Origin of the sequence: Amycolatopsis anabasis, assembly GCF_009765355.1 — a bacterium.
In the GTDB taxonomy this organism is placed as follows: domain Bacteria; phylum Actinomycetota; class Actinomycetes; order Mycobacteriales; family Pseudonocardiaceae; genus Amycolatopsis; species Amycolatopsis anabasis.
On sequence record NZ_VTHK01000022.1, the window covers coordinates 36187 to 52449 of the forward strand.

General features: G+C 67.1%; 17 protein-coding genes, 1 pseudogene and 1 riboswitch. Of the genes and pseudogenes, 5 read left to right on the forward strand and 13 right to left on the reverse strand.

Features of this window, described 5'->3' with window-relative positions:
• Positions 1-8: 8 nt before the first annotated feature.
• From FXO23_RS26780 to FXO23_RS26820, 9 genes are all read right to left on the reverse strand, one after another.
• The gene (locus FXO23_RS26780; RefSeq protein ID WP_158888201.1) at positions 9-371 is read right to left on the reverse strand and encodes a DNA methyltransferase; all 363 of its coding nucleotides are present in this window, start codon (positions 369-371) and stop codon (positions 9-11) included.
• 32 nt (positions 372-403) lie between these two features.
• A complete protein-coding gene (locus FXO23_RS26785) occupies positions 404-1765 on the reverse strand; it encodes a hypothetical protein (protein ID WP_158888202.1) in 1362 nt (453 codons plus the stop codon).
• A 390-nt stretch (positions 1766-2155) separates the two neighbouring features.
• Positions 2156-2563 carry a hypothetical protein gene (locus FXO23_RS26790; protein WP_158888203.1) on the reverse strand — a complete coding sequence of 136 codons (408 nt, stop codon included), beginning with the start codon at positions 2561-2563 and terminating at the stop codon, positions 2156-2158.
• A gap of 535 nt (positions 2564-3098) precedes the next feature.
• Entirely contained in the window at positions 3099-3575 is a 477-nt protein-coding gene (locus FXO23_RS52535) for a hypothetical protein (protein ID WP_343034516.1), read from the reverse strand.
• Positions 3576-3612: 37 nt separating this feature from the next.
• A complete protein-coding gene (locus FXO23_RS52540; protein ID WP_343034515.1) occupies positions 3613-3948 on the reverse strand; it encodes a tetrahydrofolate dehydrogenase/cyclohydrolase catalytic domain-containing protein in 336 nt (111 codons plus the stop codon).
• 24 nt (positions 3949-3972) lie between these two features.
• Positions 3973-4053, reverse strand: a riboswitch (ZMP/ZTP riboswitch).
• Positions 4054-4482: 429 nt separating this feature from the next.
• Positions 4483-5712, reverse strand: coding sequence for a cytochrome P450 (locus FXO23_RS26805; RefSeq protein WP_158888205.1), 1230 nt, complete (start codon positions 5710-5712; stop codon positions 4483-4485).
• 584 nt (positions 5713-6296) lie between these two features.
• The gene (locus tag FXO23_RS26810) at positions 6297-7094 is read right to left on the reverse strand and encodes a class I SAM-dependent DNA methyltransferase (RefSeq protein WP_158888206.1); all 798 of its coding nucleotides are present in this window, start codon (positions 7092-7094) and stop codon (positions 6297-6299) included.
• Between the two features lie 541 nt (positions 7095-7635).
• Positions 7636-7899 (reverse strand): alkylmercury lyase, encoded by a 264-nt coding sequence (locus FXO23_RS26815; RefSeq protein WP_158888207.1) that lies wholly within the window; start codon positions 7897-7899, stop codon positions 7636-7638.
• Entirely contained in the window at positions 7896-8321 is a 426-nt protein-coding gene (locus tag FXO23_RS26820; protein WP_158888208.1) for a MerR family transcriptional regulator, read from the reverse strand. Before FXO23_RS26820 ends, FXO23_RS26815 begins: the two co-directional genes overlap by 4 nt.
• 130 nt (positions 8322-8451) lie before the next feature.
• Here FXO23_RS26820 and FXO23_RS26825 point away from each other — a divergent pair, with 130 nt between their 5' ends.
• A complete protein-coding gene (locus tag FXO23_RS26825) occupies positions 8452-9261 on the forward strand; it encodes a phytanoyl-CoA dioxygenase family protein (RefSeq protein ID WP_158888209.1) in 810 nt (269 codons plus the stop codon).
• Between the two features lie 17 nt (positions 9262-9278).
• On the forward strand, positions 9279-10034 hold the full coding sequence (locus FXO23_RS26830) for an alkylmercury lyase family protein (protein WP_158888210.1): 756 nt from the start codon (positions 9279-9281) through the stop codon (positions 10032-10034).
• 111 nt (positions 10035-10145) lie between these two features.
• On the opposite strand, the gene FXO23_RS26835 is transcribed toward FXO23_RS26830, so the two are convergent.
• The 3 genes and pseudogenes from FXO23_RS26835 to FXO23_RS26845 all read right to left on the reverse strand — a co-directional run bounded on the left by FXO23_RS26835 (position 10146) and on the right by FXO23_RS26845 (position 11844).
• Entirely contained in the window at positions 10146-10682 is a 537-nt protein-coding gene (locus FXO23_RS26835; protein WP_158888211.1) for a DUF402 domain-containing protein, read from the reverse strand.
• Between the two features lie 260 nt (positions 10683-10942).
• Positions 10943-11177, reverse strand: a pseudogene (locus FXO23_RS51750) (MFS transporter); the annotation flags it as partial.
• A 265-nt stretch (positions 11178-11442) separates the two neighbouring features.
• Positions 11443-11844, reverse strand: a complete 402-nt coding sequence (locus tag FXO23_RS26845; RefSeq protein WP_158888212.1) for a nuclear transport factor 2 family protein — start codon at positions 11842-11844, stop codon at positions 11443-11445.
• A 738-nt stretch (positions 11845-12582) separates the two neighbouring features.
• Between FXO23_RS26845 and FXO23_RS26850 the strand changes: the two genes are divergently transcribed.
• Positions 12583-12969: a pentapeptide repeat-containing protein gene (locus FXO23_RS26850; protein WP_158888213.1), complete on the forward strand. Its 387-nt coding sequence runs from the start codon at positions 12583-12585 to the stop codon at positions 12967-12969.
• A gap of 23 nt (positions 12970-12992) precedes the next feature.
• Here FXO23_RS26850 and FXO23_RS26855 read toward each other — a convergent pair whose 3' ends face one another.
• On the reverse strand, positions 12993-13616 hold the full coding sequence (locus FXO23_RS26855; RefSeq protein ID WP_158888214.1) for a hypothetical protein: 624 nt from the start codon (positions 13614-13616) through the stop codon (positions 12993-12995).
• A gap of 591 nt (positions 13617-14207) precedes the next feature.
• On the opposite strand from FXO23_RS26855, the gene FXO23_RS26860 reads away from it, so the two are divergent.
• A complete protein-coding gene (locus tag FXO23_RS26860; protein WP_158888215.1) occupies positions 14208-15008 on the forward strand; it encodes an alpha/beta fold hydrolase in 801 nt (266 codons plus the stop codon).
• Positions 15005-15988, forward strand: coding sequence for an asparaginase (locus FXO23_RS26865; protein ID WP_158888217.1), 984 nt, complete (start codon positions 15005-15007; stop codon positions 15986-15988). Before FXO23_RS26860 ends, FXO23_RS26865 begins: the two co-directional genes overlap by 4 nt.
• Positions 15989-16263 lie beyond the last annotated feature (275 nt).

The window sequence follows — 16263 nt, forward strand, 5'->3', positions numbered from 1 at the left end:
CCCGATTGTCATGACAATCTCGCCTCGCCGAGACGGCGCAGAGCCTGCTCGTGGCAGGCCGGATCGAGGTCGATCCCGATGAACGAGCATCCATGCTCACGCGCGGCAAGCCCAGTGGTGCCGCTACCGGAGAACGGGTCCAGCACCACACCACCCCGGGAACAGCCCAGCCGGACACAGCGGCGTGCGATCTCGACCGTACCGACTGCTCGGTGTCCTGTTCGGACTCGATCCGCCGCGACCGCCGTTTCGATGTGCTGACGGCCAACAAGGCAGCCATGGTGCTTTCCCCCGATGTACCACCCCGGCGACAACCTGGTTCGCGACGTATTCCCGCCGGAAATCACTCCGGCGTGCCGGGCCGAAAACACCGCTCACGGCACAGTCCCCCGAGCGGTGACCGTCAGGGGGAGTATCCGCGGTGGACGCAAACGATCTGGGCTCGGGTACCACCATCTTCCAGGTGATATTTGTCGAATGTCAGGGCTGGTGAGACGGAACTGGAGTGGTTCGGCAACTGTTGCGGTGCGTTCCATTGGTAACTCGGGCTTGAGTGGTCGGTGAAGTCCCGCACGTGGGCTGTGACCAGAGACAGGTTGTTCTCGCCGGTGTGGGTCACACACGCGAAGTTCGCGCCGTCGTTGTCGCAGTGGGCGATGGCGGGACCTCGGTTCGATGTCGCGCCCGGGATTTCCTGCGGGGGATGCCAGGCGTCTTCTGAAGGTTTCTTGGTTGTGTATCTCACCTTGTCGTGGTCTTGCCAGGCGCAGACGAGCGCACCGTTGTTGACCACGGTGAGGGATGGGGAGTGCTGAGAGATCGCGCTGTGGTGGATTTCCCGTGGCGTGGTCCATTTCCAGTGCGGCGCGTTCAGATCCATCTCCATCCACATGATTGGGTGGTGATCGTGGATGGGTTGCCCGGTGTTGGTGTAGACGCATACCAGTGTGTCGCCTGCCACGCCCAGGGCGGGGCGGAACAGGCTGACCGAGTTCCCGGTTTCGCGGGCGGTATCCCATGTGCCGACCAGGCCATCGCCGGAGCGTCTGGTCCAGTAGAGCGGATGGGATGCGACTTTCCTGCCGTAGATGGCGAACAAGCCATGCTTGGGGTGCCAGGCCATGCCCGGCCCGGCAGGTGAGCAGTGTTCCTCGGGCAGTTTCTCGTCCGTGGACCATTCGCCGTTTTTGTAGACGGTCAGATACAGGTGTTCGTCGTTGTGGTCGCCGCGGTGCAGGCACAGGAAGGTGTTGTTGTCCGTGACCGACAGGGCGGGCGCGGCGACGCTGTGGTGGCTGGGGAACCGCATGTCCTCGCTCCAGCCTTTGCCTTGTTCCCAGACGGTCCACCACAGGGACGTGTCCCGATCAGGTGCTTCGGGAGGCGTTTCCCGTCCCTCGCCGTCGTTCCACACGGTGGGGACCAGGGCACCGGGCACCAGCCACGGCGAGGTGAACAATATCCCGGTCCCCTTGTCAATAGCTTTGACCCACAATATCCGGGTTGCGATGAATAGCTGGACGATGCCGCTGGTCCGCGGATGACTCTTGAGTGCCTTTTTCAGAATCGGCTTCAGTTCGCCGATGTTGTCCAGCAGAAACGTGACGGCATGCCTGTTGAGCCAGATGTGGAACCCCCACCATCTGGGGTCAAACCAGACTTTGGCTTCTCCTGCGGCAGCCTCACTGGGTTCCGCGTCGGGACACGCCACACCGGCGGACAACAATTCGTCCGCCGACAGGGAGACGTCACTGTCGATCGTCATGGGATTTCTCCGTTCCATGCGTGACGTGGCTTGTCCAGGCAGAACGTGAGCCGTCCTGGCTTCTGCTTCACGAGGGTAGGGAAACGGGACACGGTCTAGGCAGGACTTCATTCCGATGAGGGAGCGCGACACGCCCCTTCCTCGCGTGGGGATCACCCACACAGATGTGGCGTCGTTCCGGAAGGGAGGAAACGATGCCTCCCTTCCGGAACGAGTTCAGTCCGTGTACTGGTCTTCCGGCAGAGCTAGCGGCGAGGACGCGGTGGCTGCTGTGAGAGCAACCTCGTGCTGGCGTCCTTGTGCTGAGGTGCCGGGAGAGCAGTGGGATCCGTGCCCCCGGTTCGAGGGCGTCCGGCGCCGGTCGCGATCAGAAGGTCAGGTTCTGGTCGTTCACGACTTGCACGTGCGGTACTGGAACTTGAAGCCCGGCGGCGACCCGTGGCTGGACGCCCGAAGGCACTCGTTGCTCTCCGGCGGGTTCGCCAGTACCGCGGCCGCTTTGTAGATCGTGTCGCAGGCGAACTTGGCCAGAACTCCGAAGTGTTTCTTGAGGAACTTGCACACGTGATCCTTGCTGAGCTTATACGCCGCATGTGCTTGCTCAGTCTGTGCGTGGGTCAAGTAGTATTCCCACGCCAGCGCGATCCGGGCGGAATCGTCCTGGGACAACACAGTCGCCGGGTTGGCCGGTGTCGCCGACGTTGGGGCAGCCGTGGCGATTCCACTGGTGCTTAGCATGAGAACAGCCGCGACCGCAGTGGCGATCACACCGCGGCGGATTGTGGTGAAACTCGACATCGGTGGCAACCTTTCCGTTTTTCAGGGCGGTAGCCGGACGGCTACCAAGGACAGCGTTAGCCGTCAGGGCACCATCTCGCACCGTTCGCGAAGCTATTCCCCCCGCGTGAGCGACACCAATCACTCTCTTGACCACGCTTGATCCTCTGGGACCGACAAAGAGAGGACGATCAACTGGTTGCCGCGGACGCGCAGGAACGTCCGTGACCATGAACGCCTCATGCAGAACAGCGAATCGGTCCTGAATATCGCGGCCATCACGCTGATGACCCGGCGCTTGACGCGGCGCCGCGGTGTTCCCCAGCCGGCGGTGGCCTGAACACAGAGGAGGAACCCATGCCCCAGCCCGCACACCGGACGACCGCATCACCGCACTGGAAGTACGGCTCGCCGCACTCGAACACGACCACGCCGCCCTGGCTCAGATGCCTCACGCGAGGCAGGCAGGGCTTCGAGTTTCTCGGCTTCCACCACCGGAAGGTGGCGGTGCGAAGCCCAAACGCAGCCAACCGTCGCACCAAAAGGGATGTATTGCCTATCGGATCGGTTGACGGGCTTCTGCGGCTTGGATGGTCTGCGCCAGCAACACAGCGATGGTCATCGGCCCCACGCCACCCGGCACCGGCGTGATGAGGCTCGCTCGTTCCCGAGCGGCGTCGTATTCGACGTCGCCGACGTTGCCGGGGTTGTAGCCGGCGTCGAGCACGACAGCGCCGGGCTTTATCCACTCACCTCGTACCAGCTCCGGGCGCCCCACCGCAGCGACCACGACGTCCGCCTCACCCACGATGTCGCCGAGGTCGGTCGTCCTGGAATGGCAGTACGTGACCGTCGCGTCCCGGGCGAGCAGAAGCATGCCGACCGGTTTCCCCAGGATCGGGCTACGCCCGATCACCACAGCTCGGCGCCCCGCGAGCGGAACGTCATAGAAATCCAGCAGGCGAAGGATCCCGCCCGGGGTGCACGCGTGGAAGCCGTGCTCGCCGAAGGCCATGCCCGCGAAACTGTGCATGGTCACCCCGTCAACGTCCTTTTCCGGCGCGATTGCCTCAAACGCGGCCCGCTCGTCGACATGGTTGGGGTAGGGAATGCTGGAGCAGGATGCCGTCCACCGACGGATCGGCGGAGAGCATGCGGACTCGGCTGGCAATCTCGTCCGAGGTTGTGTTCGCGGGCAGGTCGACGCGGCGGGACTCGATACCGACGCGAACACACCGAGCGCGCTTCATCCTGACGTACGTGTGCGAGGCAGGGTCGTCGCCGACCAAGACGGTCGCCAGCACCGGCTGGCGGCCCGTCCGCAGCGCGAAATCTCCAGCGCGCCGGGCTGTCTCGGCCAGCAACGTCGTGGCGACGGACGTGCCGTCCATGATCTGCGCGGGCATCCGTGCTCCTCACCCGTGTTGAATGAGGGACACCCAGGCGGACGATGTCTTCTCGACGTGCACTCCCCGGTGGTCGCCCACCCGACGCCAGTCGTGCGAAACCCATGCTACCGGCACGCCCGCTCATGCCCGCTCGCCGGAATCAGCCGACGATGGCTCTCCCGTTAGGACGGCCCCGCATCCCGGCCACCGCGGTCACAACCCACGAAAATCCGCGGTCGGTTCACATCGTCACAATCACACCCCCGCACCCCCGTGACGGCGATTCCACATGCTCAAGGCCCGCGCTCAGGCCTGCTCGAAGCCAACCTCGCCCACCCCGCCCCCGGTGCGGTTGACCACTTCGGTGAGCACGTCTACGCCGACGGGGTCTATCCCGTGATCGGTGTTTCCGGCGTTGTTGATCAGTAGGTTTCGGCGCTCGGCGCGGCGGAGATGGGCCGGGTGTGACTGGCGGCCAAGCTCGCCAGTCGGAGAGATATCCAGTGCGGTGCGAGAGTCGTGGTCGCTGTTCGCCGTCCCGGTGTCGTGGCATCAAGTGATTACTGGTGTGTCGGGTTCGCGGTTCGCTGCTGCCGTTGGGACTGGACGAGTTCGGCACGTGGTGGTGCGGGGTTCGAGGCGGAAGTGGAGGTTGCGGGGTCGGTAGGGGACGCCGAAGTGGGGGGTGACGCGGTGGGGATCGATGAGGTGGAGGTGATAGCTGGTGGCGATGCGGGCGGCGGTGAGGGTGAGGATGATGGCGCCGAGGTGGGCGCCGAAGCAGACGCGGGGGCCGGCGCCGAAGGGGAGGTAGGCGTGCGGGGTGTGGGGTGGTTGGGGTCGCAGCCAGCGTTGCGGGTGGAAGTCGTGGGGATTGGTCCACCAGCGGGAGTCGCGGTGGACGTGGTAGGGGCTGAACGCGATGGTGTGTCCGGCGGGGATGTGGTGGCCGTCGAGGGTGATGGCGGTGGTGAGTTGCCGGTACATGAGCCAGGTGGGTGGGTGCATCCGCAGCACTTCCTGCGTGCAGGCGTGGGTGCGGGGTAGGGCGGTAGCGAGGTCGCCGCCGCGGGCGAGCGTGTCGACGGCGGTGGGAAGGCCGGTGGTGGTGGCTTCGGTGCGAAGGTGGGCGAGTTCGTGGGGGCGTTGGCCGAGTTCGTAGAGCAGCCAGGCCAGGGCCGTTCCGGGAACGACGGCGGAGGCGAGCAGGGTGGTGGCCAGGGCTCGTTCGGACACCGCGCGGGTCGCGGGGCAGTGGGGGTCGAGGACTTCGTCGGCGACGGTGTGCGGGCATCCGGGCGGGGGTGGTGTGTGGTCGGCGGCGAACTGGTCCAGGTGCTGGCGGGCATGGGCGCGGGTGGTGTAGGCGCGGCGTCGGCGGCGGCTGGGCAGCCAGCGGGGCAGGCGTCGGCTCAGGCCGATGACGTCGATGATCGCGCTGGACGCGGCGACCACCGCCGGCCCCAGGCCCGGGGATGGTGTGCGCACACAGGCGGGCAGGGCGGCGTGCGTGCACACGGTAGGCAACACGCCGGCGTCGACATCACGTCCGGCCAGCGCGTGGAGTTGCTGATCGAGAGCACGGTCGACCGCGGGCAGGTGGGGGGCCAGGGCGCGGGGTTTGAGTGCCCGCCAAGCCAGGGCGCGGGCCTGGATCCACTGCTCGGTGTGTTCCCGGGTGGGCGCCCGGTGGTTTTCCAGCACGTCCGGATCGGGAAACGAGTCACGGTTGGTGCGGGCCAGGATCGTGTGAATGTGCTCGGGATGGAGCGTGATCACCACATGGGGGCTGTAACGGAAAACATCCCCATAGCGTTGCTGACACTCGCGCAGAAAACCGACAGGGTCGGTTTCGAAACGCACCGCGTTCCCCACCAGGACCCCGCCCCGGGGCCCGGGAATGGTCGACTTCGAAGGTTCAGCCACGCGGATTCCTCCCTTGCCGAGCACGGCGGGTGGGACCTGGAGTACGCCGCCAGTTCCCACCCGCCATTTGCTCACCAGTACCAGACGGGGATGTAGACGCCGGGGGCCTGGTTACGGTCGAGGCGCAGCAGGCGCCTGGTCGCTGCCTTGATGGTCTTCGCCATGACGAACTCCTTTCCTTGAATCGGCGGAGAACCTTGAATTGTCGCGAGAGAATGACACGAGTCGCTTGGCTGCACTTTGTCCGACGCGTTCTTCGTTCTCGTCGCGACAGTGAAAGTGTCACCGAGGGGGGGATGATTGATCAACGGCCGCACCGGTTTATGACCCGTGTAGGCGTTGCAAGGTAAAGGGCACACGAGCACACCCGGCAGACGCGTTTCTGGACATCGGGGCCCGCGCTGGGTCCGGCGCCCGGCCGCAGCGTGCGAACGCACTGTCTAGGCGTGGCGTGCGACGTAGAGCAGGTGGTCGTCGGCCTGCTCGTCGGCCTCTTCGCGGAGCTTGCCGCGTTGCAGCCCGTGCACGGCGATCAGGTTCAGCCCCGCGGCGACGAGTTTGTCCTCCAACTCGGGAGTGGTGTGGTGCCGACACAGCAGCCGATGCACCATCCGCCGCCACCGTTGCTCATCATCAGGATCGGTGACGAACCGGTCGATCCGAGTCTCGAAACCCGCCCCATCCCCCACCCGCTCCTGTGGCGTTATGCGCCAGACCACGAACTGCTCCTGCTGATCCAGCACGATCGGGTTCGCTATCGCCCGGCGGACGCTGCGCTGGCTGAGCCGGTCGAACACGAACACCCCACCCGGCACCAGCGACCTGGCCACCCCGGCGAACACCGCGGCCAGATCCTCGCCGGTGAGCATGTGCGCCAGCGTGTCGGTCATCGCGCAGCACACATCGAACCGGCCCAGATCCGGCAACTCCCGCAGATCCGCCTCCACGAACAACACGTCCCCAGCGCCCTCTTTGCCGTAGGCCAGAGCCAGCATCGCCGGGGAGTTGTCACACCCGGTCACCTCGTAGCCCAGCCCGGCGAACCCCAACGCGTTCGTCCCGGTGGCACACCCCATATCCAGCAACCGGCGACCCCCGGTGCCGTACCGCACCGCCAGCTCATGAAACCACTGGCCATACATCTCGAACGAGCGGCCAGCGCTGTCACGATCATAGAATCCCGCGAACTCCTCATAGCCCGCCAGAACCTCATCCCCGATCCCGGGCGACACCGTCATCAGCGACTCCTTCCATCAGCGCACCACTCGGGTAAAACAACCACCCGGCATCGACCTCATGACGGACTTCACATTTCCGCGCCCCATTCAGAGAGCACACCCACATCACCGCTTCGAGCGCCCCACCCGAACCCCTGACCACCAACTGGTTCACCCACCAGTGAATCGCCCCGCGCCGACCGATCCAGCCGTTGGCAGCGGCAATCCCGGCGTGTCGTTGGGGCACTGCGCGGCGGCGCGGTTTTCGGATGCGGCGACTACCCAACAGGCTGAAACCGTGTACAGAAGTCGACTTCTGTACACGAATAGGGTCTTTGTTGCTCCGGCGTTGGGGCGGCTGCTGCGATGATTCCGCCCGTGGGCAGCGCCGGGGACCGGCTTTCCGTCGTTGCGGAGGATTCCCTGTCGCCTCCAGAGGGGGATCAGCAGCAGTGCTCGCCACGCCAGGCGTCACGGCCTTCTTCGATCGCGACGGCGGCGATGGTCAGGGCAACGATCGGGCCGCCCAGGGGCAGCTGAGCCGCCCGAGTCTTGTTATTGATCAGGTTCTCGGCGTGGCGGTGAGCGCGGTGTGGATCTGGTCGTGGGTGGGCAGGTCGAGCCGGCAGCACGTGCCGGTGCTGGGCGGGCCGCCGGTGGCGACGTCGATGCCGTTGATCACCAGCGTGGGTGAGGGGAATGCCCCTTGGCGTTCGTGGACCGGTATCTCGATTCCGGTGTGCCGCAGGCACTCGTGCAGGGTGGCGCGGACCCGGTCGATCAGGGGGCAGTCCGGTACGTGCCATAGCTCGACGGTGGGGGTCATGTCCGCGCCTGCTCGCCGGGCGTGGTGTCGTGGGCGGGGTCGAGGCTGTGCAGCAGCGGGCAGTCGCGGTCCGCGCGGGGTTGCGTGCAGGTGTCGACGAGCCGGGCGAGGGAGGCGCGCATGGCGTGCAGGCTGGCGATCTTGCCGTCCAACTCGGTGATCTTCTCAGTGGCCATCTGCCGGGTGGCGTCGCAGTTGTCCGGGCCGCCGTGGGCGAGGTGCAGCAGGGCCTCGATCTCGGCGAGGGTGAAGCCGAGTTCCTGGGCGCGCTTGACGAACCGCACGACGCGCACGGCGTCCGGGCCGTAGACCCGGTAACCGGCACCGGTCCGGCCCGGGTCGGGCAGCAGTCCACGACGTTCGTAGTAGCGCAGGGTCTGGGTGTTCACCCCGGCCTGCCTGGCGACTTGTGCGGTGCGCATACCGCGACGGTAAACCCGGTACCCGGCTACCGGGTCAAGCCGGACAGCGGGGCCGGGCCTTGACTCGGTAGTGCGGTACCGGGTCGAGGGTGGGGTGCACCGGCTCATCGACCAGGAGAGGACCGAGCCCATGAGCACCCCGACTGACCGCACGCGGAGCCGCGAGCCCGGCAGCCGCGTCGCCGAGTTCGACGCCGACTCCCGTCGTATCGCCACCGAGTTCCGGGAGCAGGGGTTCGCGCATGTCCCGGGTCTGCTCACCGGGCCGGAAGTGGCCCGGTTCCGCGCCGCGGCGCTGGCGGCGATCAAGCAGCGCAGCCGCAAGGACAAGGACTTCGGCACCGGCATCGTGGCCACCACCGACGCCTGGGAACACCACCCCGCACTGCGCGAACTCGCCCTGCACCCCCGCATCGGCGCCCTCGCCGAACACGTCGCCGGCATGCCGCTACGGGTGTGGGGCGGCGAAGTCCTGGTCAAGCACCCGCACGAGACCGCCGCCACCGGCCTGCACGACGATCTGACCTTCGCCCTGCTCGACTCCCGGCTCACCTTCAACACCTGGATCGCCCTGGACGACGTCCCCACCGAGCGCGGCTGCCTGACCTTCCTGCCCCGCTCCCACGCCCGCGGCGGACCCGAACGGGTCGACCTGGCCGAGCAGTACCGGGATCCGGACGGCTACCTCATCCGCCATTGGCCCGAACTCCAGTGGACGCCGCGGGTCACCGTACCGCTGCGGGCCGGCGACGCCACCCTCCACCACAGCCGCACCGCACACGCCGCCGGGGCCAACACCACCGACACCACGCGGGTTTCCTTCCTGCTCACCTTCACCGACGCCGACGCGACCTACCGCCCGCTACCCGGTCACGACCCGCTCGACCTCGAAGCCGGGCAAGCCTTGCCCGACCGGCGTTATCCCCGCGTCATCCGATGAACATCCCGGAGGGCGCCATGAACACCAGCACCGAACCCGGAACCGATGACCAGCCGGAGACCGGCATCGACGACCTCCTCGGATCGGTGACCAGCAAGCGGATCACCACGCTGCCCCACTCCGTCCGCGCCGTGCACCGCACGATCCTGCGCACGTTCGCGGACACCGGCACAGCACCCACCCGCCGCCAACTCGCCACACAAGTCGGCAATCGCGACGCCGGGCTCGAGGCCACCCTGGACGCGCTCACCGCCGCCGACCTCATCGGCATCGACGAGGTCGGCGAGATCGCCTACGCCTACCCGTTCTCCACCCGACCGACCGCGCACCGCGTGCGGCTACCCGGCGGGACGCAGCCCTACGCGATGTGCGCGATCGACGCACTCGGCATCCCCACGATGCTGGGCACCGACGCGGTGATCACCTCACGAGACGCCGAGACCGGCGAGCCGATCACCGTCGATGTGACCGACCACGGCACGACCACCCGCTGGCAGCCTGCCGACGCGGTGGTCTACCTCGGCTCGCGAACAGACTGCTGCGCAACCACTTCGGCCGGCACCTGCTGCGGCTACATCAACTTCTTCACCAGCCACCGCAACGCCTTGGCCTGGGCCGAAAACCGTCCCGACCTCACCGGCCGCGTGCTCGACCAGGACCGGGCACTCGCCGCGGGCGTGCGCTGCTTCGGCGACCTGCTCAGAACCCGAACCGAACCCACGCCACATCGCAAGCACAAGATCAACCGCTTGAGTGGCCATTTGAGCCCCTGAGGTTGGGTTTCGCGCCGGATGACGTGGCGCCCGCGCCGCGTGCGACGGTGATGCCGCTGCGGTGAACCGCGGTGTCCTCCGCTCGTCGCCGAGGTGGAGCGATTCTCCCGGTCAGGGGCTGGGTATCGCGATGTCACGCACGGGCGCGAGCGCGGCCGGTGGGAAGTCCGGCCACTCGGGACCGTGGTGGTTCTTGCCCTGCAGGTGCCGGTCCGCGAACGCTTGGGTGGCGGCCAGGACGTGCGCCACCTGGTGGGGTGTCAGCTTTCCGGAGGTCATCGCCGCACCGAGCTCGTGCAGATCCAGTATCCGGTAAGGAAGCCCGGGCGGGCCGACGATGAAGTCGACGTAGTGGTCGACGACGTGGATGGTGCCGCGCTCTTCGCGGATGTCCACCAGATCGACGTACCACCACCCGGCCCGCTCCGGCTTGAACACCACCGGCTGGTTGAGCTGGGCCGACTCGTCGAGCAGCAGGAAGGCGCGCTGCCGGCGCCCAGCGTCCGGCCGGACATACCTGCCCTCGGGAATGTCGAACTCGTAGGCGGCGACCCGACCGACCCGGACACCTGGGCAGGGCAGGTCACCGCGCAGCACGGTGACCTGCTCGGGACTCGTTTGCGCCGGAAGAGCTTGTTTCCCAGTCACACCACCGGATCGTAGCGGCGGCCGTGGCAGTCAAGGAACAGCTCTCCAACCCGCCGGGGAGTCCCCGGCCCCTGCTCAGCGCGGATACGAGTAGCCGACCAGTGCGGTGATAGCCGCGCAGGTGCAGCCGGGGCTCGTCGACGGCGCGGGTGCGTTGGGTGTGGATCACGCCGTGCTGACCCTGGTGCGGTTATTTCCCTGTGTGATCGGACGATCGCGGCGCTGCACCGCCGGCTCGACCCCGAGTCCGACGCCGACCTCGCCCGCGGCAGGGGCAGCGGCGCCGAGAGCAGCCCGGTGAGGCAGCCGTAGTGCACCGCGCCCCAGCGGTCGGTGACGGCGGTGACCTGCAGCAGGGTGAACACCCCGCGCGATGCCCGCCACCACCACCGCGGCGATCAACGCGGCCGCCGAGGTGAGCACCCCGAGCAACGCGGTCGTCACGGCGATGGCCAGCAGGACGAGCGCGGTCCGGGTCCGCACGGTGGTGCGTCTGATGCACGGTTGCGTTTGAGTCGGTTGATCCCGCGCTCCACGGCGTGGCACTGCTTTGCGTCCAGAAGCAACCGGCCATTGTTAGGCGGCTCGAAATCCTGTGCCACCGTCACTGCGGATAGCCGCCACGCACGCGCTGAGTAAACTGCGACACCGCCTGGCTGTCTTCTCCGGTCGCCCGAAACTGCCCTCACAAGGCCAGACGCTTCTGGTTCCTGCCATTTGTCACAACGTCAAGTCCGGCGGGTCCGCGCCTGGTGCTGGGTCAGGGTGCGGCCAACGGAAGATCCATGATGCCGGTGGCTTGCGACCAGACACAACGCCACATGCCGCTGGCATTGGTGTAGACGTCGGTGTGCCAGGCATCGTGCCGCGGGATGTCCGCGCCGTCGACGGTGAGTTCGATAACGCACCGGTAGCGGAGGACGACGACGTCGGTGCCGACGATGGCGTCCACGTCGCCGGTCAGCCCCAGTTCCCGGTAGGCGACCCGCCCGGTGGTGAGGAGATCCAGGTATTCGGCCTTCGTCCACACGGTGCCGGTCGGGTTGCACAACCGGTACTCCGCGGCGTGCAAGCGGTCGTAGGCGCCGCGATCCACGTCGAGGAGACATTGGATCCGATCCTGCTCAGCCTTGATCACTTGGCCGGCCACATCGTCGGTCATACCCGCTCCTATCCACTCGTTCGGTTCTGGTCGGCGACACATGCGCCTACAACCAGGTCAGAAGGCGGAGAGGTGGTCTCTCGCTGACACCATCTGTGCCGGTGCCGAGCCCTTGAGCATGGCCGTCGGCTACACGGTATCGGGGGACCAGGAGTACGTCACGGCGCGCTGCTCGCCGAAGAGTGGGATAGGTGAACTGGTCTCCTTTTGTAGAGGTACTGCACCTCCGAGGAATGGAAGACATCCACATCGTGGGTTGGTTCACGCACGAAGGGGGTGTCGACCACGTGCCCCCTGCTCCAGCCCGGTGCGAAAGCTCCGTACGTGTTCGTCAACGACGTGGGCACCCCGGACATCATCCGCGGACTCGGCCCGGAGATCGACGCACTGATCACCGAGACCAGCAACGACATCACCGCCCACCAGGCATCGAGCGCCGACCGAACTTCCCGGGATCACGCAGGTCGAGAAAGTCCGGGGAGACAGTGGTTGAGGGGGCGGTAGATCGGTGCGAACACGTCGTCGAGAAGGTCCCATTCCCTGTTGCACAAGGTGAAGTGTCTCGGCCGGTCGGTCCTGGTCACGTCCTTGTTGCTCAGCGCGAGTGACCGCAGGTAGTAGCCTTGTTCCTTCGCCATCGCACCCTCCAAGCCGTGAGGTGTTCGTCCTGGGAGTGCGGACGGACGAGGTTTCCACTCACGGCCGACCGCGATGCCATTATCGTGCACGAGTGTAGCGGTGAAGCGATCCATTTGCGCTGATCCCAGAATTCTGGAATCTGCATTCTGCCAGTATCGCCTCACCCCGTTCTGCGCTGAACATATAGAATTCGCAGCGCTGATGGGCTACGGTTTGGGCGTTCTTCGTGACGAAGTAGTCTTTTCTGAAATTGTGTTCGTCGAGCTTGGTGATCGCCTGCCGGTACACATGCCCGCCCGGAAGTTGTTTCTCGTAGTCGACATGGGGATCCTGCGCGACGCCGACCTGCGCGAGGCAAACCTCAGCGGAGCCAACCTCGACAGCGCCGATCTCTGCGACGCCAGCGTCACCGGCGCCGACTTCCGCAACACCAACCTTCATGACGCCGACCTCACCGAAGTCGATCTCGCCAACACCCGGAGATAGCCATGCACCATGTCGGTCCTGCGCTATTTCTCGAGGAGCCCGGTGGCCGCGCCCACGGCCGTGGACAGCAGTTCCACCCGGCCGGTCACGTCGAACAGGACCGCCCCGTCCTCGATCGGACTGGCCCCGAAGGCCTCCTGCAGGGCAGCCGCCGCGTCAGCGGTGCCGCGCAGCGGTCCCCTCGCCTCGACACCGGGCGGGACCGGCACCGGCGACACCGACGCCTCGGCGAGGTCGAAGGTCAGGATCTCGATCGGCGAGGGCTGATCATTCACGATGGCCGTGACGACACAGGCATCGCCCGTCGCACGGCTCGTGACATGGGTGAAACGCAGTTGGGCGCCACTGGCCTGGTGGGTGAACATGAACCCGCCGTCCATAGTGGCCAGTCCGTCGGTGAGATCGAGGTTGACCTTGCCCTGTGCCGTCATGTGCACGCAGGGACGACCGGTCCCGGTGGTGGTCAACTTCGCCGGGGCGATCGCCTCCAGCGCGATCCCAGCCTCCTCGAAGGCCTTGTGCACCCGTGTGGGCTGGCACAACTCCACCTGGCCGTTCTTGATTTTCAGCGGTGGCAATGCCTGAGCACCGGACGCCGGAGCGGCGAACCCGATCAAGGCAGCGAAAACAACGACGACGGCGACCACAACCCGGCGAGGCTTGAACGTCATGTTCGAAAGACTCCTAGCGAACGGCAACCCGGCACGACCCGGCGAACCTAGCGGCGACCGCCAGGTCACAGCGCGGCGAACGACACCATCGAGTGACCATCAACCTGGTTGGTACCCGAGACCTGGCGGGTATAGACCAGGGCCTCGCCACCGGGCTCCTACACAACCGACTCAGCCAGCGGCTACACGATCAATTCCCCGAACGCCATCCCAGTGCAGCCCGGAGCGGCGGGTGCGCCGGATGGTGGGGTGCCCGGTGGCGGCGAGCAAGTGCGTGGCGGAGGTCGGCGCGGGCCGCTCACACGGTCCCCCTGCCAGTTTTTGGCGGTACAGGCCCAAGTCACGGCGACGACATTGGGCCGAAGCGGTGGCTACCACGCTGGCCATCGAGATCATAATCGGCATATTGACACCACTTGCCATTCGCCGGATCAGCGGGATCGAGGTTCAGGCGGGGTCGGAGCATCAGCGCATTGGGCACGCCACTTTGCCCGTAGCCGGGCGAGGTAGAAGCGGACCACCCCTAAGGTAGGTGCCCACGGCGAACGAACCTGTCTGGGGAGCCCGATGGATCACGTGAGATCGCAGGATGGCACGTCGATAGCGTATGAACGCAGCGGTTCCGGGCCCGCGGTCATCCTGGTGGGTGGCGGCCTCGACGACGGCGCGGAGAACGCGGCGCTGGTTCCCGAGTTGGCCGGGCGGTTCACCGTGTACAACTACGCCCGGCGCGGTCGCGGTGGCAGTGGGGACACCCCGCCCTATGCCGTGCGGCGCGAGATCGAGGATCTCGACGCGCTGATCGGCGAGGCCGGTGGGTCGGCACATCTGTTCGGCGCGTCGTCGGGCGGGGCGCTCGCGCTCGAGGCAGCCATCGCGGGGCTCGCCGTCGATCGGATCGCGGTGTACGAGGTCCCGTATCTGAGCGACGAGGAAGCGGCTCAGCACTGGGCGGAGTACGTCGATCAGTTGACCGCGGCACTCGCCGACGACCGCCGCGCGGACGCGCTCGAACTGTTCATGCGGCTCGCGGGTTCCGCCGACGAGGACATCGCCGGGGCGCGCGGCTCGTCGTTCTGGTCCGGCCTGGAGGCGCTCGCGCCCACCCTCGCCTACGACGCGGCCTGCCTGGGGGACGGGCGCCCACCGGCCGCCCGGCTGGCGACCCTCGCGCGACCGGTGCTGGTGGCGACCGGCGGAACCCCTGATCCGCACACGAAAGGCCTGCGCCCCGGCTTCTTCGACGAAGCCGCGGACGCGATCGCCGCCGCGGTCCCGCACGCCGAACGCCGGATCATCGAAGGCCAGACCCATGTCGCCGACCCGGCGGTGCTCGCCTCCGTGCTCGAACGGTTTTTCACCCGATGACACCGAAAGTCGTCGTGTTCGGACTCGGCGGCACGATCGCGATGACCGCCACCGAGACCGGGGGCGTCGTTCCGGCGCTGTCGGCCGAGCAACTCGTCGCCGCGGTCCCCGGACTGGCCGAGGCCGATGTCACCGTCGAAGTCGAGGACTTCCGCCGCGTTCCCGGCGCGTCCCTGGGCTTCGACGACCTCGCCGCGCTGGCCGCCGAAATCGAGCGGCGGCTCGGCGGCGGGGCGGACGGGGTGGTGATCACCCAGGGCACCGACACCATCGAGGAAACCGCCTACCTGCTCGACCTCGTCCACACCCGGCCCGAGCCGATCGTGGTCACCGGGGCGATGCGCGATCCCACCCTGGCCGGTGCCGACGGCCCCGCCAACATCCTGGCCGCGGTCCGGACGGCGGCCAGCCCGCACGCCCGCGAACTCGGCACCCTGGTGGTGTTCGCCGACGAGATCCACGCCGCGGCCCGGGTCCGCAAGACCCACTCGACCAGCGGACACACCTTCCGCTCCGCCAACGGCGGCCCGCTGGGGTACGTCGTCGAAGGGCGGCCGCGGCTGCTCAACCGCCCGGTCGCCCGGTTCACGGTTCCCCCGGCGGATCGGCCGCGAGCGGTCGAGGTGGCGCTGGTGACCATGGTGCTCGGTGACACCGGCACGCTCCTGAAAGCGGCAGGTGATGGGTGCGACGGGCTGGTCGTCGCGGGGTTCGGTGTCGGCCACGTCCCCGCTCGCGTGGTGGACACGCTCACCCGGCTCGCCGCCCGGATGCCCGTGGTGCTGGCGTCCCGCACCGGCGCGGGGCCGATCCTGAGCGGTACCTACGCCTTCCCCGGATCCGAATCCGACCTGCTGGCCCGCGGCCTGATCTCCGCCGGTTTCCTCGACCCGGTCAAAGCCCGCATCCTGTTGCACCACCTGCTGGCCACCGGCCACGACCACGCCGCGATCCGGGCGGCCTTCGCGCGGGCCGGTTGATTTAGTTACCCAATAGCAATGGGAGGGCTCCCGAACGGGAGCGCTACCGCCAAATAGGCGAAAGAACACCGAGTTCTTCGCATCGCCTACTACGATTCGTGTGGGTAATTCGTCCAGTCCACACTTCCCGCCAGTGGAAATATCCTGGAACCGGCTCCGCCGCGGCCCCGGTTTGGTTAGGCTTTCGGACCAAATCTGGAGAGGCGACGGGTAACTCGGCGAACTCGAACAGCGGAATGGCCCGCGCTGGAGGTGCGGGCTCCCGTGGCGGCTGG

What these genes read in the sequence shown, in the direction of transcription:
- FXO23_RS26785 (WP_158888202.1), bottom strand. Translation starts at nt 1,765, where the DNA reads ATGACGATCGACAGTGACGTCTCCCTGTCGGCGGACGAATTGTTGTCC.
- FXO23_RS26790 (WP_158888203.1), bottom strand. Translation starts at nt 2,563, where the DNA reads ATGTCGAGTTTCACCACAATCCGCCGCGGTGTGATCGCCACTGCGGTC.
- FXO23_RS52535 (WP_343034516.1), bottom strand. Translation starts at nt 3,575, where the DNA reads ATGCACAGTTTCGCGGGCATGGCCTTCGGCGAGCACGGCTTCCACGCG.
- FXO23_RS52540 (WP_343034515.1), bottom strand. Translation starts at nt 3,948, where the DNA reads ATGCCCGCGCAGATCATGGACGGCACGTCCGTCGCCACGACGTTGCTG.
- FXO23_RS26810 (WP_158888206.1), bottom strand. Translation starts at nt 7,094, where the DNA reads ATGACGGTGTCGCCCGGGATCGGGGATGAGGTTCTGGCGGGCTATGAG.
- FXO23_RS26815 (WP_158888207.1), bottom strand. Translation starts at nt 7,899, where the DNA reads ATGACCCCCACCGTCGAGCTATGGCACGTACCGGACTGCCCCCTGATC.
- FXO23_RS26820 (WP_158888208.1), bottom strand. Translation starts at nt 8,321, where the DNA reads ATGCGCACCGCACAAGTCGCCAGGCAGGCCGGGGTGAACACCCAGACC.
- FXO23_RS26825 (WP_158888209.1), top strand. Translation starts at nt 8,452, where the DNA reads ATGAGCACCCCGACTGACCGCACGCGGAGCCGCGAGCCCGGCAGCCGC.
- FXO23_RS26830 (WP_158888210.1), top strand. Translation starts at nt 9,279, where the DNA reads ATGAACACCAGCACCGAACCCGGAACCGATGACCAGCCGGAGACCGGC.
- FXO23_RS26845 (WP_158888212.1), bottom strand. Translation starts at nt 11,844, where the DNA reads ATGACCGACGATGTGGCCGGCCAAGTGATCAAGGCTGAGCAGGATCGG.
- FXO23_RS26860 (WP_158888215.1), top strand. Translation starts at nt 14,208, where the DNA reads ATGGATCACGTGAGATCGCAGGATGGCACGTCGATAGCGTATGAACGC.
- FXO23_RS26865 (WP_158888217.1), top strand. Translation starts at nt 15,005, where the DNA reads ATGACACCGAAAGTCGTCGTGTTCGGACTCGGCGGCACGATCGCGATG.